Annotated in this window: 10 protein-coding genes and 2 tRNA genes; 9 read left to right on the top strand and 3 right to left on the bottom strand. The window is 60.1% G+C overall.

The genetic code is table 11. From position 1 onward, the window contains the following. Positions 1-151: 151 nt before the first annotated feature. The 3 genes from AABC73_RS21275 (at position 152) to AABC73_RS21265 (ending at position 16487) form a co-directional block, all read left to right on the top strand. Complete coding sequence (locus tag AABC73_RS21275) at positions 152-10522, top strand: amino acid adenylation domain-containing protein (protein WP_341520830.1); 10371 nt, start codon at positions 152-154, stop codon at positions 10520-10522. Beyond that, complete coding sequence (locus AABC73_RS21270) at positions 10519-13653, top strand: amino acid adenylation domain-containing protein (protein WP_341520829.1); 3135 nt, start codon at positions 10519-10521, stop codon at positions 13651-13653. Before AABC73_RS21275 ends, AABC73_RS21270 begins: the two co-directional genes overlap by 4 nt. A gap of 383 nt (positions 13654-14036) precedes the next feature. Further along, positions 14037-16487: a TonB-dependent siderophore receptor gene (locus tag AABC73_RS21265; protein WP_341520828.1), complete on the top strand. Its 2451-nt coding sequence runs from the start codon at positions 14037-14039 to the stop codon at positions 16485-16487. Positions 16488-16564: 77 nt separating this feature from the next. On the opposite strand, the gene AABC73_RS21260 is transcribed toward AABC73_RS21265, so the two are convergent. Both AABC73_RS21260 and rdgC read right to left on the bottom strand, forming a co-directional pair. Continuing rightward, entirely contained in the window at positions 16565-17530 is a 966-nt protein-coding gene (locus AABC73_RS21260; protein ID WP_341520827.1) for a bile acid:sodium symporter family protein, read from the bottom strand. Positions 17531-17680: 150 nt separating this feature from the next. Next, positions 17681-18601 carry a recombination-associated protein RdgC gene (rdgC, locus tag AABC73_RS21255; protein WP_020289237.1) on the bottom strand — a complete coding sequence of 307 codons (921 nt, stop codon included), beginning with the start codon at positions 18599-18601 and terminating at the stop codon, positions 17681-17683. Positions 18602-18762: 161 nt separating this feature from the next. Between rdgC and AABC73_RS21250 the strand changes: the two genes are divergently transcribed. The 6 genes from AABC73_RS21250 to AABC73_RS21225 all read left to right on the top strand — a co-directional run bounded on the left by AABC73_RS21250 (position 18763) and on the right by AABC73_RS21225 (position 21770). Beyond that, positions 18763-18838, top strand: a tRNA-Val gene (locus tag AABC73_RS21250). Between the two features lie 19 nt (positions 18839-18857). Next, a tRNA-Asp gene (locus tag AABC73_RS21245) sits at positions 18858-18934 on the top strand. A 381-nt stretch (positions 18935-19315) separates the two neighbouring features. After that, on the top strand, positions 19316-20077 hold the full coding sequence (locus AABC73_RS21240; RefSeq protein WP_341520826.1) for an FKBP-type peptidyl-prolyl cis-trans isomerase: 762 nt from the start codon (positions 19316-19318) through the stop codon (positions 20075-20077). Positions 20078-20467: 390 nt separating this feature from the next. Continuing rightward, positions 20468-20920: a YkvA family protein gene (locus AABC73_RS21235; protein WP_341520825.1), complete on the top strand. Its 453-nt coding sequence runs from the start codon at positions 20468-20470 to the stop codon at positions 20918-20920. A gap of 134 nt (positions 20921-21054) precedes the next feature. Next, a complete protein-coding gene (locus AABC73_RS21230) occupies positions 21055-21408 on the top strand; it encodes a helix-turn-helix transcriptional regulator (RefSeq protein ID WP_341520824.1) in 354 nt (117 codons plus the stop codon). After that, positions 21405-21770, top strand: a complete 366-nt coding sequence (locus tag AABC73_RS21225; RefSeq protein WP_065831301.1) for a hypothetical protein — start codon at positions 21405-21407, stop codon at positions 21768-21770. Before AABC73_RS21230 ends, AABC73_RS21225 begins: the two co-directional genes overlap by 4 nt. 28 nt (positions 21771-21798) lie before the next feature. Here AABC73_RS21225 and AABC73_RS21220 read toward each other — a convergent pair whose 3' ends face one another. Next, a complete protein-coding gene (locus AABC73_RS21220) occupies positions 21799-23574 on the bottom strand; it encodes a bifunctional diguanylate cyclase/phosphodiesterase (protein ID WP_341520823.1) in 1776 nt (591 codons plus the stop codon). Positions 23575-23618 lie beyond the last annotated feature (44 nt).

Genomic DNA, 23618 nt, shown 5'->3' with positions numbered 1-23618 from the left:
CCCAAGGCATGTGGTGGCGGCACCGACCGCTTCGCGAGCAAGCTCGCTCCCACAGGAAATGGGCACGCGCTAATTTTTGCCCCATGCCATCCGTTTTCTGAGGACTGGTCGAGCCCATGGCTCCCACTCTTCTTTGGACGGATGCCTGCTGATGAATGCACAAGACTCCCTGAAACTCGCCCGCCGCTTCATCGAGTTGCCGTTGCAGAAACGTCAGCTGTTTCTCGATGGTTTGCGCCGCGAAGGGATCGATTTTTCGGTGTTTCCGATCCCTCAGGGAGTGGCGGCCGAAGACCGCGATGCGTTGTCTTACGCCCAGCAGCGCATGTGGTTTCTCTGGCAGCTGGACCCGCAGGGAGCGGCGTATAACTTGCCGGGCGCGGTGCGGCTGACCGGTCCGCTGGATGAAGCTGCCTGCGAGCAGGCGTTCGCCAGTCTGATCCAGCGTCACGAAACCCTGCGCACGGTGTTTGAACGTCAGGCCGATGACAGTCTGCGCCAGGTGCCGTGCGCCGCCGCGCTGGTTATCGAGCGTGAGGACTTCAGCGATTTGCCCGCTGCCGAGCGCGAAGCCAGAGTGCTGGAGCAGGCGCAGCAGCAAGCAACCCAACCGTTTGATCTGGCTCGCGGGCCTTTACTGCGAGTCAAACTGCTCAAGCTCGATGCTCAGGAGCATGTGCTGCTGTTGACCCTGCACCACATCGTCTCCGACGGTTGGTCGATGAACGTATTGATCGACGAGTTCACCCGTTTCTACGACGCCCATCAGCTGGGTCGCGCCGCGCAGATGGCCGAGTTGCCGATCCAGTACAGCGATTACGCCTTGTGGCAGCGGCGCTGGCTGGAAGCGGGCGAGCAGGCGCGGCAGCTGGAATATTGGCAGGCGCAACTGGGCGACGAACATCCTCTTCTGGAGTTGCCCACCGATCATTCCCGACCTGCGGTTGCCAGCTATCGCGGCGTGCGTCACGAATTTGCCGTGGACGGGCAACTGGTCGAACAGCTGCGCAGCCTGGCCCAGCAGCACAACGTCACTTTGTTCATGCTGTTGCTCGGTTCGTTCAATGTGCTGCTGCATCGCTACAGCGGCCAGCGCGATATTCGCGTCGGCGTGCCGATTGCCAACCGCAATCGCAGCGAAATCGAGGGTTTGATCGGCTTTTTCGTCAATACCCAGGTCCTGCGCTGCCAGCTGGACGGCCAGACTCGCGTCAGCGATTTGCTGCAAGGCATCAAGGAAACCGCACTCAGCGCCCAGGCGCATCAGGACTTGCCGTTCGAGCGTCTGGTCGAAGCGCTCAAGCTGGAACGCAGCCTCAGCCACACGCCTTTGTTTCAGGTGATGTACAACCATCAGCCGCACGTCGCCGACATCAGTTCGATCACCACGGCTTCCGGCCTGATCCTCGGGGTGGTGGAAAATCAGGGCCGCACCACGCAGTTCGACCTGACCCTCGACACCTGGGAAAAGGCTGGCAAGCTGCAAGCGGCGCTGACCTATGCCAGCGATCTGTTCGAGCCCGCGACCATCGCGCGGATGGCTCGTCATTGGACCAACCTGTTGCGGGCAATTGTCAGCGATCCTCGGCAATGCATCGGCGAGTTGTCGATGCTCGACCCGGAGGAATATCAAACCCTGATCCATGCCTGGAATCCCAAGGCTGATGTTCAACAGCCGGGCCGCTGCATCCACCAGTTGATCGCTGAACAGGTCGCGGCGATGCCGGACAGCGTGGCGCTGATCCACGGCGAGCAGCGCCTGACGTATCGGCAACTCGACACTCGCGCCAACCAGCTGGCACACAAACTGATCGAGCTTGGCGTTGACCCGGAAGTGCGGGTTGGTGTGGCCATGGCGCGCAGTGATGGCTTGATCGTTGCCTTACTGGCGGTGCTCAAGGCCGGTGGCACTTACGTGCCGCTGGACCTGGAATACCCCGCCGAGCGCGTCGCCTACATGCTGCACGACAGTCAGGCTCAGGTCCTGCTGACTGAAAGCGCGGTCATGGGGGGGGTGCCGGAGACTCAGGCGGCCGTGGTGTTGCTCGATCATGCCGGATGGCTGGCGGATTACCCCCAAGTTGCGCCGCAATCGAGCGTGTCGGCGCAGAACCTGGCCTATGTGATTTACACTTCGGGTTCGACCGGTAAACCCAAAGGCGTGGCGATTGCCCATGGCAACGTTGCGGCGCTGATCCATTGGTCGCAGCAGGTTTACAGCCGGGAGGATGTGCAGGGCGTACTGGCCTCGACGTCGGTGTGCTTCGATCTTTCCGTCTGGGAGATTTTCGTCACCCTGGCCAGCGGTGGCTTCATCATCCTGGCGCGTAATGCGCTGGAATTGCCGCAACTGCCAGCGCGTAATCAGGTGCGGCTGATCAACAGCGTGCCGTCGGCGGTCGCGGCGCTGCAGCGCAACGGCGAGATTCCCGACAGCGTGCGGATCATCAATCTGGCCGGCGAGCCGCTCAAGCAATCGCTGGTCGAGGCGCTGTATCAACAGCAGACCATCGAGCACGTTTACGATCTGTACGGCCCGTCGGAAGACACCACGTATTCCACCTGGACCCGCCGCGAAGTCGGTGGCAGCGCCAATATTGGCCGACCTTTGAGCGGCACTCGCAGCTACATGCTCGACGTCGATCTGCAACCGGCCCCGGTGGGTGTCGCCGCCGAGTTGTATCTGGCGGGCGCCGGGATTACCCGAGGCTATCTTGAGCGCCCAGGGCTTACGGCGGAACGGTTCGTGCCTGATCCGTTCGCCGCAAACGGCGAGCGTCTGTATCGCACCGGCGACCTGACCCGTTATCGCCCGGATGGCGTGATCGAGTACGTCGGGCGCATTGATCATCAAGTGAAGTTGCGTGGTTTTCGTATCGAACTGGGCGAGATCGAAGCGCGCTTGCTCAGCCATGCGCGGATCAAGGACGCGGTGGTGCTGGTTCACGACGGCAAGACCTTGCTGGCGTACGTCGTGCCGGATGTCGCGCCCGAAGATCCTGCGGCACTCAATCAGCAGCTCAAGGATTACGTGCTGCTGACGCTGCCGGAATACATGGTGCCGAATCTGTTCGTGCAGCTCGACCAGTTGCCGACCACGCCCAACGGCAAGCTGGATCGCCAAGCGCTGCCGCAACCGGATGCGGCTCAGGCCCAGCGCTTCACCGCGCCCGGCACCGTCAAGGAGCGGGCCTTGGCGGAAATCTGGCAGCAAGTGCTGGACGTTACTCAGGTTGGGCTGGACGACAATTTCTTTGAGTTGGGCGGTGATTCCATTGTCTCGATTCAGGTGGTCAGCCGCGCGCGGCAGGCCGGTCTGACGCTGACGCCACGGGATCTGTTCCAGTATCAAACCCTGCGCAGCCTTGCCGAAGTCGCCCGCGAAGACACACCGCTGTTGCTCACTCAGCAGCCGGTGACCGGTCCGGCATTGCTGACGCCGATTCAGCAGTGGTTTTTCCAGCAGCCCATCCCGGAACGTCAGCACTGGAATCAGGCGGTTTTGCTGACGCCCCAACAAACGGTGGATAGACCGGCGTTGCAGCGCGCGCTGGACTGGCTCACTCAACAGCACGATGCGCTGCGCCTGCGTTTCACCCTCAACGCTGCGCAGGACTGGCAGCAGTGGCATGCCGAAGCGCAGCCCGTGGAACTCTGGCAACGTGCGGCAACTGGCGACGAGCAACTGCGTGAACTCTGCAACGATGCGCAGGCCAGCCTGAACCTGAGCCAAGGCCCGTTATTGCGCGCGCTGCTGGTGGACATGGCCGATGGCAGTCAGCGTTTACTGCTGGTGATCCACCATTTGGTGGTGGATGGGGTTTCCTGGCGCGTTTTGCTTGAGGATCTGCAGCAGGCTTATGCCCAGGCGCAAGCCGGGCAGGAGCTGCCTGCGGCGTACAAAACCAGCGCCTATCAACAGTGGGCGGCGCGGCTTGCCGAATACGCCTCAAGCCCGGCGCTGCAGGCTGAGCTGCCGTATTGGCAGGCACAGCTGCAACAGGCGGCGCCGGACCTGCCTTGCGACAATCCGCACGGCGGCCAGACCAATGCCGTGGCGCGGCGCATCAGCCTGCGTCTGGACCAGCAGCGCACCCGGCAATTGCTGCAACAGGCTCCGGCGGCGTATCGCACCCAGGTCAACGATTTGCTGCTGACTGTTTTGAGCCGGGTGATCTGCAACTGGACCGGCCACGCCTCGACCCTGATTCAACTGGAAGGCCATGGCCGGGAGCAGCTGTTCGACGACATCGACCTGACCCGCAGCGTTGGCTGGTTTACCAGCCTGTATCCGCTGCGTCTGCTGCCTGCGGCCGATCTCGGCGATTCGATCAAGGCCATCAAAGAGCAATTGCGTGGCGTGCCGAATAAAGGCGTCGGTTATGGCGTGCTGCGTTATCTGGCGCGCAGTCCGTCTCTGGCAGATGCGCCGCAACCGCGCATCACCTTCAACTACTTGGGCCAGTTCGATCAGCAGTTCGACGAGGGCGCGTCGTTCATGCCTGCCAGGGAAGGCAGCGGCTCTGGGCAAAGCGATCAAGCGCCGCTGGCCAACTGGCTCAGCATCGAAGGTCAGGTGTCCGGCGGGGAATTGCAGCTGGACTGGAATTTCAGTCACGAAATGTTCCATGACTCAACCATTCAGCGTCTGGTGGATGACTACGCCCGTGAACTGACGGCGCTGATCGAGCACTGCACGGCCAGCGTCAATCAGGGAATGACGCCTTCGGATTTTCCGTTGGCGCGCCTGAGCCAAAAACAACTGGATGGCCTGACACTGACGGTCAGTGACGTCGAGGATATTTATCCACTGGCGCCCATGCAGCAAGGCATGCTGTTCCATAGCCTGCTGGAGCAGAGCGGCGGTGATTACATCAATCAGATTCGGCTGTCGATTGGCGGGCTGGATACCCAGCGCTTCCGCGCGGCATGGCAGGCGGCTGTGGATTGTCACGATGTCCTGCGCAGCGGGTTCATTGTCGAAGCTCCCGGACAAGCCCAGATTTGTGCAAAACCCGGCAGGAGGGGACTTGTCCCCGATGGCGTTGGATGCCCCGGCTCAATCTGCCTGAATCAACGCCTTCCCGGACAAGTCCGGTCCTACCGAATCTGTGCGAGTCCGGGTAGGAGGGGACTTGTCCCCGATGGCGTAAGTCCGGACAACCTTGAACTGGAGCAGCCGCTTCAGGTGGTCTTCAGGAACATCGAGGTGCCATTCAACGTGCTGGACTGGCGTGATCAGGCCGACCCACATGCCGCATTGCAAACCCTGGCCCAGGCCGAACGCGACCGGGGCTTCGATCTCACCCAGGCGCCCTTGCTGCGCCTGTTGCTGGTGCGCACCGCTGATGATCGCCACGAGCTGATTTACACCAGCCACCACATTCTCATGGACGGCTGGAGTAATTCGCAGCTGTTGGGCGAGGTCTTGCAGCGCTATCAAGGACAAGCGCCGCAGCGGCAGGTCGGGCGTTATCGGGATTACATCGACTGGCTGCAAGTTCAGGATGCCGGACTCAGCCAGGGATTCTGGACCGAGCAGCTTGCCGTCTTGCAGGAACCTACTTTGCTGGCGCCGGCCATAACCGCAGCCACTGGTTTACAAACCAAGGGCTACGGCGACCTTTACCAGCGCTTCGACGTCGGCCAGAGCCAACGCTTGAGCGAGTTTGCCCGCCAGCAAAAAGTCACCGTCAACACGCTGCTTCAGGCGGCGTGGCTGCTGCTGTTGCAGCGTTATACCGGCCAGGACTGCGTTACCTTCGGCGCCACAGTTGCCGGACGTCCGGCGGACATCGACGGCATCGAGCAGCACATCGGCCTGTTCATCAACACCTTGCCGGTGATCGCCAGCCCGCGCAGTGAGCAGCCTGTCAGCCAATGGCTGCAAACGGTGCAGACGCAGAACCTGGCGTTGCGCGAGCACGAACATACGCCGTTGTTCGATATCCAGCGCTGGGCCGGGCAGGGCGGCGCGGCGCTGTTCGACACGATCATGGTCTTCGAAAACTATCCGGTCGCTGAAGTGCTGAAAAGCAGCGCGCCGCAGGGTTTGCAGTTCGGCGAGCTGCTCAATCATGAACAAACCCATTACCCGCTGACATTGGCGGTAGGCCTGGGTGCGACTCTGGATGTGCATTTCAGCTATGACCTGCGGCACTTTACCCAAGCCAGCGTCGAACAGTTGAGTCGGCATTTGTCGGCGCTGTTGCTGGGTATGCTTGAGCAGCCACAATTGGCCGTCGGTGAGCTGGCGATGCTGGCTGCGGACGAAGCTCGGGCCATTCTCGCGCTCAATCCGCCATTCACGGATGTTGCGCCCACGCCGGTGCCGCAATTGATCGAGCAACAGGCCCAGCGCACGCCCGACGCTGTGGCGCTGGTGTTTGGCGCCCAGAAAATGAGTTATCAACAGCTCAACGTCCAGGCCAATCAGCTGGCGCACGCCTTGATTGCACGCGGTGTCGGGCCGGATGCACGAGTGGGCATCGCGGTGGAGCGTGGTCTGGAAATGATCGTCGGTCTGTTGGCGATCCTCAAGGCGGGCGCGGCGTATGTGCCGTTGGACCCGGCCTATCCAGAGGAACGGCTGGCGTACATGGTGCAGGACAGCGGCTTGAAGCTGCTGCTGACCCAGCGTCATTTACTGGCGCAGCTGCCGATCCCGGCTGATGTCGAAACGCTGATCGTCGAACTGGCTGATAACCCACCCAATGCCGTCAATCCGCCGCAACGTTGCGCCCCGGAAAACCTGGCTTACGCCATCTACACCTCGGGTTCCACCGGCAAGCCCAAGGGCGTAATGGTGCCTCATGGCGCGCTGAGCAATTTCCTGTGGAGCATGGCGAAAAAACCCGGCCTGACAGCCGAGGATCGCATGCTGTCCCTGACGACGTTTTCCTTCGACATTTTCGGCCTGGAGATTTACCTGCCGCTGATCGTCGGTGCCCGCGTGGTGCTGGTGGATAAAGACACGACCATGGACGCGGACGGCATCCTCAACATCGTTGCCGATCAGAAAGTCACTGCGCTGCAAGCCACACCGTCAACCTGGCGCATGGTGCTGGACAGCCCGCAGGCCAGCGCCTTACGCGGTCGAAAATTACTCTGTGGCGGCGAGGCCCTGGCCGATGAGCTGGCGTTGCGCATGGCCGGGTTGGGCGAGGTGTGGAATTTGTATGGGCCGACCGAAACCACCGTCTGGTCAGCGCAACATCCGTTGCTCGGCGAAGATCCGCAGCCGTGGCTGGGCACCGCCATCGACAACACCGCGCTGTATATCCTCGCGGCCAACGGCGAGCTGGCGCCGGTCGGTGTGGCAGGCGAGCTGTTGATTGCGGGCAGCGGGCTGGCGCGGGGTTATTTCCAGCGTCCGGGTTTGACCGCCGAGCGCTTCCTGCCTGATCCATTCGGCAAGGCGGGCGAGCGCTTGTATCGCACTGGCGACCTGGCGCGTTATCGCCCGGACGGGGTGATCGAATATCTGGGACGCATCGATCATCAGGTCAAGATTCGCGGTTTCCGCATTGAGCTGGGCGAAATCGAAGCGCAGCTCATGCAGCAGACCGGCGTGCGCGATGTGGCGGTGCTGGCGCGGGAAATCGCCGGCAGCCAGCAATTGGTGGCTTACGTGAGTGGTGTGAATGATCGCGAAGCGCTCAAAACCGGCCTCAAGCAGAGGCTGCCGGATTACATGGTGCCGACCCATTGGCTGTTCCTTGAGCGCTTGCCGCTTACCCCCAACGGCAAACTGGATCGCAAGGCCTTGCCGACGCCCGACGCCAATGAAGCGGCGCAACGTTATGTCGCGCCCCAGACCGCCCTGGAACAACGCATCGCTTCGGTTTGGCAGGACGTATTGAAGCTGGAACGGGTCGGTTTGAGCGACAACTTCTTCGAGCTCGGCGGTCACTCACTGCTGGCAACTCAAGTGGTGGCGCGGCTCAAGCAACAGCTGGCGTTGCCGGTTGGTCTGCGGGATTTGTTCGCCGAACCGCAGTTGCAGGCATTTGCCGAGCGGCTGGCCGGGCAAGCCGATGTCGCTCCCGGCAACACGCTGGCGCTGGTCGCCGCAGGGGAGCAAAGCGCTGCGCCGCTGTCGTTGGCGCAACGCCGTTTGTGGGTGGCCGAGCAGTTTGGTTCCGGCAGCGGCGCTTACGGCATGCCGTTGGCGCTGCGTCTGCGCGGTGCGCTGAATATCGAATCATTGCGCGCCAGCCTGGCAGCGGTGATCCAGCGCCACGAAATCCTGCGCACGGCGTATCTCGCCAATGACGAAGGCGACCCGATTGCCTTGGTATCGGCGCAGATTGCCCTGGATATGCCGCTGCTCGACATCAGCCAGCTTTCGCCTGTAGAGCAACAAACCCGCGTCGCGTTGGCGGTTACCGACAACACACGTCTGCCGATCAGTCTGGAGCAGGCGCCGTTACTGCGTGCGCAAGTGTTGCGCGTGTCGGCAACCGAACATGTGCTGCTGTATTCGATGCACCACATCATCTCCGACGGCTGGTCCATGGCAGTGCTGGTCAACGAGCTGGTGCAGAATTACGCGGCGCTGGAGCAGGGCGTGTTGTCGGCGTTGCAACCATTGCCGGTGCAATATTCCGACTACGCGCGCTGGCAACTGGCGCTGGAAAGCAGCGGCGCCCTGCGCGAGCAGGCCGGTTACTGGCAGCAAACGCTGGCGGGCAGTTCCGGATTGTTGCCGTTGCACTTGGATTTCCCGCGTCCAGCCGCTGCGTCGTATGCCGGTGCGAACCTGCAATTCAGCCTGCCGCCATCCTTGAGCGATGCACTGAACCGGGTGGCGCAACGCGCCGGCGTGACGTTGTACAGCACGCTGCTCGCGGCGTTTCAGGTGTTGCTGCATCAATGCACCGACGCCGACGACCTGCTGGTCGGCGCGGATGTGGCCGGGCGGCAGCAACCCGAGCTGGAAGGCTTGATCGGCTTCTTCGTCAATATCCTGCCATTGCGCTCGCGCTTCACTGCCGATCAGCCATTTTCAGCCTTCCTCGCGGCCACTCAGGAAACCGCGTTGAGCGCCTTCGAGCATCAGGATCTGCCGCTGGACATGATCGTCGAAGCGGCGGGAACGGCGCGCCACAAAGGCGTCAATCCGCTGATTCAGGTGTTGTTCGTGATGAACAACCTGCCGCTGCACAGCGCCGGAATCCAAGGCATCGCCGTGGAAGTTCTGCCTGATCCGGGCGGTTATTCGAAGTTCGACATGGCGCTGTTCATCGACCAGAGCGCGAGCCAGTTGCAAGGCACCTGGCAATTTGCGAGCGACCTGTTCAAGCCCGAGCGTATCCAGCATCTGCTCGACAGCTGGCTGGAGATTCTCCAACTCATCGTGCGTGACCCAGACATCAGATTGAGGGATATCAACGTGCCCACCCACATTGCAGCCAAACCTGTTGCAACAGAAGCCGCTTCACCGGCCCGATCCAAGGCCGACAAACTGGGTTCTTTCCTGAAAAAGCCGAACAAGACCGCCAGCGCCGCGCCGCTGTTTCGCGAGTCGCTGATTGTGCCTGGCCAGCCGTTTCCGTTGCTGGTGGAGCCCACCGACCCAGGACTGGACCTGATCGAATGGGTCAAGGCCAATCGGCCGTTGATCGAACAGAAGCTCGCCCATCATGCGGGCATTCTGTTCCGGGGTTTTCAGCTGCGCGACATTCAGGATTTCGAAGCCTTTGCCGAAGCGGTGCAGCCGGGGTTGTACGGGCAATACGGCGACTTGCCCAAGAAAGAAGGCGGCAAGAACACCTATCGCTCCACGCCGTACCCGGAAAAGAAAATGATCCTGTTCCACAACGAAAGCGCCCATCAGGACCGCTGGCCGCGCAAGCAATTGTTTTTCTGCGAGCAACCCTCGCCGGTGGGCGGCGCCACGCCTGTGGTGGATTGCCGGTTGATGTATCGCTCGCTGCCCGTTGCGCTGCGCGAGAAGTTTGAAAGCAAAGGCTTGCTGTATGTGCGTACCTTCGCCGACAAACTCGACGTGTCTTGGCAACACTTCTTCAAGACCGACAACCGCGCCGAGGTCGAGGCCCGTTGCCAGTTGGCGGGCATTCAATGGGAATGGCTGGACCACGACGAATTGCAGATTCGCACGCCTTGCCCGGCGATCATCGAGCACCCGATCACTGGCGAGAAAAGCTTTTTCAATCAGGTTCAGCTGCACCACATTTATTGCCTGGACCCTGACGTACGCGACGATTTGCTGGGCCTGTTCGGCGCCCAACGCATGCCGCGCCATGTCTATTACGGGGACGGCTCGCCTATCGAAGACGAGGTAATGCGTCAGTTGGGTGAGTTGTACGAGCAATGCGCGGTGCGCTTCGACTGGCGCAAGGGCGATGTGATCCTGCTCGACAACATGCTCGCCGCCCACGCCCGCGACCCGTTCGAAGGGCCGCGCAAAATCGTCGTGGCCATGGGCGAGATGGTCGAGCGCAGCGCACTGCACCAAACGCCAAAACCGGTCATGGAACCACAAGGGACTGACGCATGAATACGCACGACGAAGTGATCACCGACCTGGGTCTTGCCTTGCTGGGGCAACAGCTGACCGAGCTTGAACCCGTGCAAAACGGCGCCAATTGGGGCGACTCCGCGTATTTTCTGCGCATCGACATCGAGGGGCCGCTGGACCCGCAGCGCTTGCAACTGGCCTTGGATGAATGTGTGAAGCGTCAGCCGGTGTTGGCCACTGAATTGCGATCGGTGCCGGGTTACCACGGCCTGCGCCAGTTCCCGGGCGCGGGTTGTCTGGATTTTGCCTTGATGGTGGATGAGCAGGCTCAGTCGGCGCAGGTCATCGATCAGCGCCTGACGCAGTGGTATGCGCGGCCGCTGCAACTGGTCACAGGCCGGTTCGCCGAAGCCTTGTTGTTACGCCGGGATACGCAGGCCTGGCAACTGGTGCTGGGCGTAGGCAAATTTCTCGTGGATCAGGAAAGCCTGAAAATCCTGTTCCGGGATTTGCTGGCGGCCTACAGCAACCAGGCAGCCGGTGAAGAAGAGCAGGCGCAGTTCGCGCAGTATCTGGAATGGCGCAGCGAAGTGGTGCTCGATGAAGACGCCGGGACTGCCAAAAGCTATTGGCAGGCACAGTTTAATTCGCAGCAAACCGCTGCCCCGGATCTGCCGGAGCGGCGCCGAGGAACAGTAGCTCGTGTGACGACCCGGAGTCTTGCGGCTGCAATCGATCCTGAGCTGTTGAGCCGTCTCGATACGTTGGCCGCGACACAGGCTCGTCCGCTGGAAACGGTGTTGCAGGCGGCCTGGTGGCTGCTGTTGGGCCGGATCAGCGGCCGCGAAGCGTTCGTGGGTACATGGCGTCACGATGCGCGCCGGGATTATGAATTCTTCACGGACAGCCTCGGCCTGTTCGAGAAGAACCTGCCGCTGACGCTCGCCCCCGACATGGGCCAGCCGTTCAGTGTCTGGCTCGCTGGCATTGGCGCGCAACTGGAAGATCACAGCACCTGGCAGGAATACCTGCCAGCGTCAGTGATCATGTCGGCCTATGGCTTTGCCGTGCGCGGATCGGTTCGAAAGCAAACGGCTGCGGGCTTGAGCTGGACGCCCGGCGAGCTACCGGAAACGGCCCCGCAGTTCGAGCTGGTGTTGAACGTGCTGCTTGATCAGCACCCGAACGCCAGCAGCGTACGCCTGGACTTTCTGTCAGAGCGGCACACAGAAAACACCGTGCAGCGCTTGCTGAATCAGTATCGGGTGCTGCTGCACAGCATTGCCGAGCCGCACAACGCGGCTACGCCAATGGCCCAGCTCAATGTGTCGAGCGAGCAGGAACGGGCGGCATTGCTGGCGCTCAACCCAGCGCCGCTGAACCTGCCCGATCAGGGTTTGCTGCCGGCGATCATTGCCCGTTGGGCGCAGCAAACTCCGGACGCCGTCGCGCTTGAAGCCGATGGGCAGCGCCTGACTTACGCCGAGCTTGAGGTTCAGGTTTGTCAGGTTGCCGCAGGTTTTGTCGCCCAAGGCATCAAGCGCGGATCAATCGTTGCCCTGGCGCTGCCACGTTCCATGAATCAGGTGCTGGTCATTCTGGCTGCGTGGCGCGCGGGTGCTGCTTATCTGCCGCTTGATCCGGCCTGGCCGCTGGCGCGCCGCCAGTTGATTGTCGAGCAGGCGGGCGCAAGCCTGGTGATTGAAGACGCCGCTGACCTTATGACGGTTGAGTCGCCGGAGTTGACCGAACTTGAGCTGAGTGGCGCTGACGCGGCCTACGTGCTGTTCACCTCCGGCTCAACCGGAACGCCCAAGGGCGTAGTGATCGAGCATCGCCAATTGCTCAATTACACGGCTGGGGTAACGCGCCAATTGGGTCTTGGTGCTTGTCAGCATTTTGCCTTGGGTTCGACCGTGGCAGCTGATCTGGGTAATACCACCCTATACGGTGCGCTGTTCAACGGTGCCACCCTGCATATTTGCAGTGATCAGGTGATGCAGGATGCACAGGGTTTTGCGCGCTTTATCCAGGCGCAGCGGATCGATTGCCTGAAAATCGTGCCGTCGCATCTAAGCGCTTTACTGGATGTCGAGCGACCGAGCCTGCCGGCGACGCTGGTGCTGGGTGGCGAGGCGGTCGCGAGCAGTCTGGTCGAGCGGATTTTGCAGATCCGCCCCGATTGCCGGTTGTTCAATCATTACGGTCCGACCGAAACCACGGTTGGCGTTATGGTCCATCCAGTCACCCGCGCCGATGCGCAGCAACCCGGTATCCCGCTCAGCCAGGTGCTGCCCAACAATCAGGTGTACATCCTGGATGCCCGGCAACAATTGGTGGCGGGCGGCGAACTGGGTGAGCTGTATATCGGCGGCCGGCAACTGGCGCGGGGCTATCTGAACGCTGCTGCTGACGATCAGGTGTTTATCGCCAATCCGTTTGCGACGGGCGAGCGGCTGTACCGCAGCGGCGATCTGGCCCGCTATCGCGCCGATGGCAGCATCGAGCTTTATGGGCGCAAGGATCAGCAGGTAAAAGTGCGCGGTTTCCGTATTGAATTGGCGGAAATCGAAGCGCAGTTGCTGCAGCTGCCAGAAGTCAGCGAGGCCGTGGTCTTGTTGGACCCGTCATCCGCAGAGCCGGTGGCCTTTGTCGTGGCGGGGCAGGGCGTAACGGGCGAAGCGCTCAATGCCGAGCTGGCGCTACGTTTGCCCGCCGTAATGGTGCCGGGGCGTATTCAGACTCTGGAGCGCATGCCACGTTTGGGCAATGGCAAGGCGGATCGCCAGGCGTTGTCGCGACTGGAAGCCAGCGAGCCAGCGCACGCGTATCTGGCACCGCGCGATGCGTTGGAGGCGCTGCTGGCTTCGCGCATGGCGCAGTTGTTGGGGCAGGGCACCTTGAGCGTTGATCAGGATTTTTTCGCGGCCGGCGGCCATTCGCTGCTGGTGATCAAGCTGGTGGCCGGGATTCGCAAACTGCTGCAATGCGAAGTGCAGCCAGGCATCGTCTTCGACAATCCAACCCCGGCGGCGCTTGCCCTGGCGTTGCGCGAACGGGAGGCGAGTCCGGGCCAACTGGAGAAAATTGCTCAGGCGCGGCTGACACTGGATGCCATGACCCCCGAAGAGAAAGCGCAGATGCTGGAGCGCGCCCGGCAAGGGGCCTGATCGGGCGCTCGGCTGTAGGACCGGCTTTAGCCGGGAGGGCAATTGACGCCCTCGCGACTAAAGTCGCTCCTACGGCCGTTCCTACAGTCGCTCCTACGGCCGATTCGCGGGGATGCCTCGAGAAATTTCCCCCATTTCACTAAATTTTCACTTTCCCGTTCGTTCATTCAAAGCTCGATACCGTTTTCGCTGCCCGCTTTACGCCTGGGCGCGTGTCTTTGGGCAGTAAACACGCCGCCTTCACGCAAACGACGAGCAACTCATTTTCCACTGGTCAGCCATCCTCAGAGAAGGCGGCCCGCCAACTTAACGATTCAATCGGGGTGATTCATCGCATGAAATCCAGGAACCAGACATTTGCCAGGCGCTTGTTGAAATCGCCGATGCCTTCATGGAGAACTTCCGCATCCGTAGTGGTATTGGGGTTGGCGCTGGGGACGTGCGAGGGCGTATTCGCCGAAGTCCGTCACGTGAATATTCCGGCCCAGCCGCTGGACGCCGCGCTGAATGCGCTGGGCGCGCAAACCGGGCTGCAAGTGCTGTATCGACCAGAAATGGTCAGCGGCAAGAAGTCCGTGGCGGTCAATGGCGACCTTGAACCGGGTGCTGCGCTGGACAAGTTGCTCAATGGCGCCGGCCTGACGTATCGCATCGAAAACAACACGATTTTCCTTAGCGAAGAGTCGCTTGCGGGTGGCGCGATGGAGCTGGGCGCGACGACGATTCAGGGCCAGGGCATGGGCCAGGCGACTGAGAACTCCAAGTCCTACACCACCGGGTTGACCAGCGTGGGCTCGAAGACCCCTACCAGTCTGCGCCAGACGCCGCAGTCGATCTCCATCATCAGCCAGCAAATGATGGCTGATCAGCAGTTGACCGATATCAACGATGCACTGCGCATGACGCCGGGCATTACCGTGCAGAACAGCACTTATCGGACCTTCGACATTCTGTCCCGTGGTTTCAAGATCGAAAACTTCCAGCTCGATGGTGCCGCGCCGATGGCGTTGGGCAGCTCGCTGGGCAGCTTCTATTCGTCCAACGTCTACGATCTGGCCGAGTTCGACCACATTGAAGTGCTACGCGGTTCGGCGGCACTGTTCGGCGGTACCGGCGACCCGGGCGGCATCGTCAACATGGTGCGCAAGCGTCCAATGGACACTTATCAGCTGAAACTCACCGCGTCGGCGGGCAGCTGGGACAACTATCGCCAGGAAGTGGACCTCACCGGCCCGATCGCCTTCGACGGCAAACTGCGCGGGCGTATGGTGGTTGCCAACACCGATCGGCAGTACTTCATCGATAACCGCAGCACGGAAAAACCGTTCGTTTATGGCGTCCTTGAAGCTGACGTCACCGATGACACCATGCTCACCGCCGGTATCCGCTACAACAAAGCCCATGAAAATGGCACGCAAAACTCTGTGCCGCGCTACCTCGACGGTTCCGATATCGGTCTGCCGCGTCACACCAGTCTGGGTCAAGCCTGGGGGTATACCGACACCACAGGCCGCGAGATTTTCGCCAAGATCGACCACAAGCTTTCCGATGACTGGAAACTCAACGTCTCCTACACCGATCTCTGGGACGTCGGTTACTTCAAAACCACTACTGTCAGCGGTGTAGGCGTCGATAAGGCGACCGGAGCCGGATTGTCCTGGAGCAGCACGACTGCCAAACAGGAAAACCAGCAGCGCATGTGGGACACCAACCTGTCGGGTACTTTCGATATGTTCGGCCTGAAACATGATCTGGTCGTCGGCGCCGATTATCAGGACGTGACCAGTCGCTGGCTCGGCGTTGCCCGAGTGGTGGGTGGCGCAATCAACCCTTACGACCCGGACAGCACGCCGTTCGCCGAGCCGCCCAACAACACCAACTACACCCGCGATTACAGCCCCAACGATCAGAAGCAGTACGGTCTGTACGGCAGCCTGCGCATGCAGTTGGCCGAGCCGCTGCACTTGATCCTCGGTGCGCGGGTGCAACGCTACAAGTTTGATCAGACCTACAAGACGCTTAATGCTGGCACCTGGAGAACTTCATCGGAAATCTCCATGCGCGAACCGACCAAAGTCACGCCATATGGCGGTCTGGTCTATGACCTGAATGATGAGTGGTCGGTGTACGGCAGCTATTCGGAGATCTACAAGCCGCAGGTAAGTCTGCTGAGCGGTTCGGGCTCCTCCCTTGAAGCCATGGAAGGCAAGACCTACGAAACCGGTCTTAAAGGCGAGTTGTTCGGCGGCGCCGTCAACACCAACTTCGCGCTGTACTACACCAAGCGTGACAATCAGGGCGTGCGCGATCCGGCTTATCCTGCCAACGACTATGATTTCTCCGGTAGCTGCTGCTGGATTGGTAGCGGCGAAGTGGTGAGCAAGGGCGTCGACATGGAAGTGTCGGGTGAAATCATGCCTGACTGGATGTTGATGGCGGGTTATACCTATAACCAGAACCACAACAAGAGCTCCAAGACGCTGCTCAGCACCCAGACGCCCAAGCACTTGTTCAAGCTGTTTTCCACCTATCAGCTGCCCGGCGTGTTGTCGGACTTTAAAGTGGGTGGCGGTGTGAACCTGCAAAGTTCCAACTACTACAGCGGCACGGTGACCAATAGCGGCGGCACCAATACCTACGACTTCGAACAGGCGGGTTATGCGGTCTGGAACGCGTTGGCCGAATACAAGGTCGACGAACACTGGACTGTCACCTACAACGCCAACAACATTTTCGACAAGACGTATTACTCCACCGTGGGATCGACATCCGCCACCAACTGGTACGGTGAACCGCGCAACCACATGCTGACCTTGCGCGGCACCTTCTGGTAACAGAACGCGCTTGAATGAAAAGGGGGAGCCAGATCACTGGCTCCCCCTTTTTTGTTGCCGATATTGCGGTCCGGCAATCAGTCGACGACGGCAACCGGAGCCTTCGTCGGTTCCTCGTCCTCTTTCATCTTGCGGAAGTACGTCGAAAGCAGTGCGCCGGAAATGTTGTGCCAGACGCTGAACAACGCGCTAGGCACCGCCGCCAATGGCGAGAAGTGCGCGCTGGCCAGTGCCGCGCCCAGGCCGGAGTTCTGCATGCCGACTTCCAGCGCCAGGGATTTGCGTTGCGCCAATGGCAGCTTGAAGACCTTGCCGGTGAAGTAACCCAGCAGGAAACCGAAGCTGTTGTGCAGGATCACCACGAGCATGATCAGCAGGCCGGATTCGGCGATTTTCGCCTGGCTGGCGGCAACCACGGCGCAGACAATCATCACGATGCTGACCACCGAAACCAGTGGCAGTGCGTCCACGGCATAGCTGACCCGCTTGCCGAGCAAGCGTTGCGCAAGCACGCCGAGCACGATGGGCAGCATGACCAGTTGCAGGATCGACCAGAACATATCCATGAAGGACACCGGCAACCAGGCCGAGGCCAGGAACCAGATCAGGGTCGGCGTCAGCAGCGGGGCGAGCAGGGTGGTGACTGCTGCGATGGCGACTGCCAGGGCCAGATCGCCCTTGGCCAGCCAGGCCATGACGTTGGAAGACGTGCCGCTCGGGCAGCAGCCCACCAGAATCACACCGACCGCGATTTCCGGCGGCAGATGAAACACCTGACACAGCAACCACGCTACGCCGGGCATGATCACGAAATGCGCGACCACACCCAGGGCCACGCGCCACGGATGGCGGGCAACTTCGGAAAAATCATCGAGCTTGAGGGTCAGGCCCATGCCGAACATCACCAGCCCCAGCAGCGGGACGATCAGCGTTTTCAGACCGATGAACCATTGTGGGAACAGGAACGCCAACACGGCGAACAGCAGCACCCAGTACGCAAAGGTATTACCGACAAAACGACTCAAGGCTGCCAATGCACGCATGGCGGGTTCCTTTTTTTATTGGGTTAAATGGCTTTTTGTAACATCCGTAGGACCGGCTTCAGCCGGGAGGGGGGCCGGTACCTTCGCTGCATCTCCTTGATCAGCAAGATGCTCTCCCGGCTAAAGCCGGTCCTACAATGGCATGAGGTCTTAAATCCCCTGCGGTAATTCTTCGCCGCCCAGGGCTTCAACCAGCTCTGGCAGGAACTCGCCGAAGGTCAGCATCATCAGGGTAAAGCTGGCGTCGAGCTGGCCCAGGGCTTCGTCGCCGCCGTCCTGTTCCGCCTGATCCTGCAGCAGGTCTTCGAACTTCAGGCGCTTGACCACCATCTTGTCGTCCAGCACGAAGGACAGCTTGTCCTGCCAGGCCAGGGACAGTTGGGTAACGACTTTGCCAGTGCTCAAGTGCAGCTGGATTTCATCGCTGGTCAGGTCCTGACGCTTGCAGCGCACGATCCCGCCATCTTCATGGGTGTCACGCAGTTCGCATTCGTCGAGCACGAAAAAGTTGTCAGCCGCTTTCTGCGTGGTGACCCACTCGGTCATGACCGCAGTTGGCGCGGTCTTGACAGTGAGAGGACGCACCGGCAGCGAGCCGATCACTTCACGCAGCGTCGACAGCAGGTCTTCGGCGCGCTTGGGGCTGGCCGAGTTGACCAGAATCAGGCCCTGTTTCGGCGCGATGGCGGCGAAGGTGGCGGAGCGACGAATAAAGGCGCGGGGCAGGAACGCCTGGATGATTTCATCCTTGATCTGATCGCGTTCCTTCTTATAGACCTTGCGCATTTGCTCGGCCTCGATCTCTTCGACCTTTTCCTTGACCGCGTCGCGCACGACGCTGCCCGGCAGGATGCGTTCTTCCTTGCGTGCCGCGATCAGCAGGAAGTCGCCGCTGATGTGTACCAGTGGAGCGTCTTCTCCTTTGCCAAAAGGGGCGACGAAACCGTAAGTGGTCAACTCCTGGCTGGCACAGGCGCGGGCCGGTTTGGTCGCCAGTGCGGTTTCCAGCGCCTCGGCGTCAAAAGGCAGATCCTGGGTCAGGCGATAGATAAGCAGGTTTTTGAACCACATGAGGTGAATCTCTCCTTCTATACAAAGGGGGGCATTATTCGCTCCTCGGGGCTTGCGGCCAACCCTGCGCTAAGCCTTTGGAAGGATTATAAAAATTATTTAAAAAAGTGCTTGCCAGAGGTAGGGTCGCTACGTAGAATGCGCGCCACACGATGAGTGAAGGGTGATTAGCTCAGCTGGGAGAGCAGCTGCCTTACAAGCAGCGGGTCGGCGGTTCGATCCCGTCATCACCCACCAATCATTCAAAGTGTTACGCGCAGCGGTAGTTCAGTCGGTTAGAATACCGGCCTGTCACGCCGGGGGTCGCGGGTTCGAGTCCCGTCCGCTGCGCCATATTCCGCTTCAAGGCCCTTGAACTCCTTGAAGCAAAAGAAAGCCCGCCTAGTGCGGGCTTTTCTTTGTCTGCGTTTTTTCATTCCCGCCTTTTCCCCTCCTTTATATAGCGCTCATGCGCTGCGGAGAGTCTTCAGTTTGCCTCTGCGCCGTCCTATTCAAACGATTTGATGTGTAGGACGAATCTAGTAGATTTGTACGATTCTGCTCAAAGTCCCTGAACCCGAACTGAACAAGCGGCCCTGCATCTCAAGAAAACCTTTGGATACCTGAACTTATCTGTATTTTCTGCCTCTCATGCCGGTAGCCATTGATCGCGGCGGCCTGATAAGCTCGCGGCTTTACTCGTTTGCCCTATTGGCGCATGAACAAGGAATTAGCATGAAACAGCATCGGTTGGCAGCGGCGATTGCCCTGGTCGGTCTGGTACTCGCAGGTTGTGATAAGCAAGCCAGCACTGTTGAGCTGAAAACCCCGGCACAGAAAGCGTCTTATGGTATTGGCCTGAACATGGGCAAAAGCCTGGCTCAGGAAGGCATGGATGATCTGGATTCCAAGGCAGTAGCCTTGGGCATCGAAGACGCCGTCGGCAAGAAAGAACAGAAGCTCAAGGATGATGAATTGGTCGAGGCTTTCGCCGCGCTGCAAAAGCGTGCCGAAGAGCGTCTGGCCAAGATGAGCGAAGAGTCGGCCTCGGCCGGCAAGAAATTCCTCGAAGAAAACGGCAAGAAAGCCGGTGTAGTTACCACCGCATCCGGCCTGCAATATGAAATCGTCAAGAAAGCCGATGGCGCTCAGCCTAAGGCGACCGACGTTGTGACTGTTCACTACGAAGGCAAGTTGACTGACGGCAAGGTGTTCGACAGCTCTGTTGAGCGCGGCAGCCCGATTGATCTGCCGGTCAGCGGTGTGATTCCGGGTTGGGTTGAAGGCCTGCAACTGATGCACGTGGGCGAGAAGATCAAGCTCTACATCCCGAGCGATCTGGCTTACGGCGCACAGAGCCCTAGCCCGATGATCCCTGCCAACTCGGTATTGGTCTTCGACCTGGAACTGCTCGGTATCAAGGATCCTGCTTCGATGCCGGCTCCTGGCGCTGATGCTGACGAGGAAGAAGAGACTGCACCTGCTACTAAAAAATAAGTAGCGGTTCAGGCTTGAGCAAAACGCCCCGTTTCGACGGGGCGTTTTCGTTTCTGTGTAATTTGTCGAACGGATGCAAACGGGTGCAGTCCCAACTACAGCAGCGAGAGATGGGTCTGTCGATTGTCAGACGATCCAACATTAATCCACAGGCTTGGCTGTGGGTAACTTCCACAGGCCTGCAAGTCAACGAATTTTGTGGCTTTTTTCAGGTGACTAAAAAACGCCCGATTTGAGTCAGGAGCCTATAGAGCGGGCCTCTGCGGCCTGAAAAGAAGCTCTGTTCACAAGGTTATCCACAAGTTGTGTGGATAACCTTTTTGATGACCAGACGCCGGAAATTGTAGGATCGGCGTTTATTCACAGAAAAGTCGCTCAACAGGAGTGCACATGAAAGCACCGTGGAATTTTCTTCGCTATTTACCCATGGCTCGCCGATTGATGGCGGCAGGGCGTTTGCCAGGCTTGCTGTTTGCCGTTGCGCGCAAGGGCTCTGCGGAAGGCAGTCGCCTGGGCAAGATCAAGGACGATCTGCGGCTTTTGCAGTCCTTGTGCCTGGCGTACTGGCGCGGCGAGTATCGCGCGATCAGCCCGACGGCGATTCTGTCCATTGTTGCCGGGCTGATGTACTTCCTCAGCCCGCTGGACGCCATTCCCGACTGGATCCCGGGCTTGGGCATGCTCGACGACATCGCGGTGCTGGCGTGGGTCATGAAGCATCTGGAAGCCGAGTTGTCGGCGTTTCGCCAATGGCGAGAGCGCCAGGCGCCTGAAAAGCTGCTGGTGGTGGAACGTTTGCCGGCTACACCAGCGTTGCTTGAACAGGAAAAAGCCAAGGATTGACGTCTATACGGCCATTTGCCGCGATATAAGACGCAGTTACACATTGAAGAAAGGCATATGGCCTTCATCCGCTGTTAAGATGCAGCAACATGGAAACGCCTACTCGCATGTGTAGTTGTCCTACAGGGGGTTGTATGGATCTTCAGGTCATTTCTCGTGATGGAGAGCCAGAGTACGCAGTGTTGCCATGGGCTCAGTACCAGGCATTGCTTCGCGCAGCAGGTCTGGTGTCCAAAGGAAGCCCTGCGTCGAGCACTCAGCCGGTCGAGCCGGAGGAGGCCACTGCTGATGCTGATTTGCCAGGTCTGGATCAGTTGGCGACGCTTCGAGCGGCCAAGGGGCTGGAAGTCGCGCAGTTGGCGCGCACGGTAGGCATCAGCCCTTCGTACCTGGAATTGATTGAAAGTGGGGTGCGCCAGCCCGACGCCGCTATCCGCCGCAGCCTGGCCTGGGAATTGGGTGTCGCTGGCTGGCGAGGTGAGGTATGAGCGTACGCATCAGTCGCCAGCACTGGGAAGGGCTTTTGGCTGAACTGGATCAGGCGCGTCGCCAGCGCCACTTGTTGACCTATCGCGCGCTATTGGAGCGTCTGCAACTGCCCAGCCCCGCGATGCAAACCCTCACTGCCGCGCTTGAGCATCTGGCCGCGCTGGATGCTCGCGCCGAGCAGCCGTTGCGCAGTGCGCTGGTGATCAGCCAGGGCGCGAGCCGTTTGCCGCGCACCGGTTTTTTCGAATGCGTTGAACGCCTCGGGCGTTTTTCGGGGCCATCCGACGGGATCGCCGCGGCGTCCTGGCATGCGTCGGAAGTGGTGCGGGTGTTTGAATTTGTGTATCCGGAATCGGAGTGACGGCATTTTCGCGGATCCATTCGCGCCATCACCCCATCGCCAACAAATCCAGCTCTCGCGTATCGATCACATGCAGGCTCGCCCCGGCGACTTCCTTGGCGTAGTGCTTGGCCTGTGAGGCCAGTTCGGCCAGGCGACTGGCGTCCAGCTCCGCGCAGGATTCAGGATGCAGGTGGATGACGCCGATGGACAGCGACAGCAGGGCAAACTCCTGGCGCTGACCATGGCGGTTCAAGGCGATGAAGCAGCCCGCTTCCAGATGTTCGGCCCGATAGAAACGTCGGCACTGATTCTGGAAGTCTTCCAGCAGGGCGTTCAGACGCTTGTTCCAGTCTTCCGAGCCAAGCACCATCAGGAAATCATCGCCGCCAATGTGCCCGACAAAGTCGCGACTGGGGTCAATCCGGTCGTTCAGGCATTGGGCGAGACACAGCAGAACCTCGTCGCCGCGCCCATAACCGTAGATATCGTTGAAGGGCTTGAAACTGTCGATATCCACGTAGCAGATCATCGATTCCCGGCCCTGTTGCAACAATCGGGTCAGGCACTGCTGGATTGGCACATTTCCGGGTAGCAAGGTCAGCGGGTTGGCGTAACGGGCCTGCTGGATCTTCATCTCGGTAATCAGCTTGAGCACATCGATCACCCGGCCCAGGCCCAGATAACGGCCGTTCTGGGTGATGATGAAGTCTTCTTCGATCCGCTGCCGGGCGCGACTGGTCAGCAGGCGGCTGACCTGCGCCAGGGACTGGCTCAATTCCACAGCGAGAAAGTCATCGCTCATCAGGCGACTGATCGGCTTGCGGGCGAACAGCTCGGTGGCAAAGGGCTTGAGGAGGATTTCCGATAACGAATGCCGATGAACAATCCCGCACGGCTGGCCGTTTTCATCCAGCACCGCGAGGGAATTGAGATTGGCCTGCTTGCGAAACGCTTCGAGCACCGAAGCGGTCGGCATGTTGTGCACCACCGCCGCTTGCTCGTTGAGCAGGGCACTCAAATCGCTACCTTCCTCGGTAAGCACCAGTGTTGAGCTGCTTTCCAGCTTGGGCAGCATCGCTTGCGCGTCTCGCGGTGGTTGTTCTTGCGGGCGACAGAGCAGATAGCCCTGAACCAGCTCCACACCCATTTCCCTGAGCACCGCCAGTTCCTCGGGCAACTCGATGCCCTCGGCGATGACCAGCGCCCGGGAAGCTCTGGCCATTTGCAGCATGGAGCCGACAAACTCGCGCTTGACCGCGTCCTGATGGATACCGTCGATGAAGTGCCGGTCAATCTTGACGTATTCCGGACGCAGTTCCGACCACAGGCGCAGGCTCGAATAGCCCGCGCCCAGATCGTCCATCGCGATGGAGAAACCCATATCGCGATAGTGGTGCAGCGCGGTGTACAGCAGCTCGAAATCTTCGGTGGGCGTCTGCTCGGTCAGTTCGATCACCACATTGCTGGGCGCGATGCCGTAGCGTTGCAACAGCTGCAAGGTTCGACCTGGCGGGTGCGCAGGTTCCAGCAAGGATTCCGGAGAAATATTGAGGAACAGCTTGCCGGGCAGCTTCTGCTGGCTGAACCGCCGACACGCGCTCTCCCGGCACTGCAACTCCAGCTCGCTGAGGCGACCGGACTGGCGGGCAATGGCAAACAGGTTGATCGGTGAGTGCAACGAGCTGTTCGATGGGCCTCGGGTCAGGGCTTCATAGCCGAGAATGCGGCGTTCGGACAGTGACACGATGGGCTGGAACAGACTGTGTAAATCGCCATGAGCCAGAATTGAACTCAATGCGTTCAGCTGTTCAGTTGCGGTCATGGCGATCTCAAGGCAAGAAAAAGGGGCTGAGCGTTGTAGCGTTC

It is taken from the genome of Pseudomonas sp. G.S.17, assembly GCF_038096165.1.
In the GTDB taxonomy this organism is placed as follows: Bacteria; Pseudomonadota; Gammaproteobacteria; order Pseudomonadales; family Pseudomonadaceae; genus Aquipseudomonas.
The sequence above is the reverse complement of the archived record's forward strand: the minus strand, read 5'-3'. Positions and strand labels throughout refer to the sequence as shown.

Coding starts and splice junctions, on each gene's coding strand:
- AABC73_RS21275 (WP_341520830.1), top strand. CDS start 152: ATGAATGCACAAGACTCCCTGAAACTCGCCCGCCGCTTCATCGAGTTG.
- AABC73_RS21270 (WP_341520829.1), top strand. CDS start 10,519: ATGAATACGCACGACGAAGTGATCACCGACCTGGGTCTTGCCTTGCTG.
- AABC73_RS21265 (WP_341520828.1), top strand. CDS start 14,037: ATGCCTTCATGGAGAACTTCCGCATCCGTAGTGGTATTGGGGTTGGCG.
- AABC73_RS21260 (WP_341520827.1), bottom strand. CDS start 17,530: ATGCGTGCATTGGCAGCCTTGAGTCGTTTTGTCGGTAATACCTTTGCG.
- rdgC (WP_020289237.1), bottom strand. CDS start 18,601: ATGTGGTTCAAAAACCTGCTTATCTATCGCCTGACCCAGGATCTGCCT.
- AABC73_RS21240 (WP_341520826.1), top strand. CDS start 19,316: ATGAAACAGCATCGGTTGGCAGCGGCGATTGCCCTGGTCGGTCTGGTA.
- AABC73_RS21235 (WP_341520825.1), top strand. CDS start 20,468: ATGAAAGCACCGTGGAATTTTCTTCGCTATTTACCCATGGCTCGCCGA.
- AABC73_RS21230 (WP_341520824.1), top strand. CDS start 21,055: ATGGATCTTCAGGTCATTTCTCGTGATGGAGAGCCAGAGTACGCAGTG.
- AABC73_RS21225 (WP_065831301.1), top strand. CDS start 21,405: ATGAGCGTACGCATCAGTCGCCAGCACTGGGAAGGGCTTTTGGCTGAA.
- AABC73_RS21220 (WP_341520823.1), bottom strand. CDS start 23,574: ATGACCGCAACTGAACAGCTGAACGCATTGAGTTCAATTCTGGCTCAT.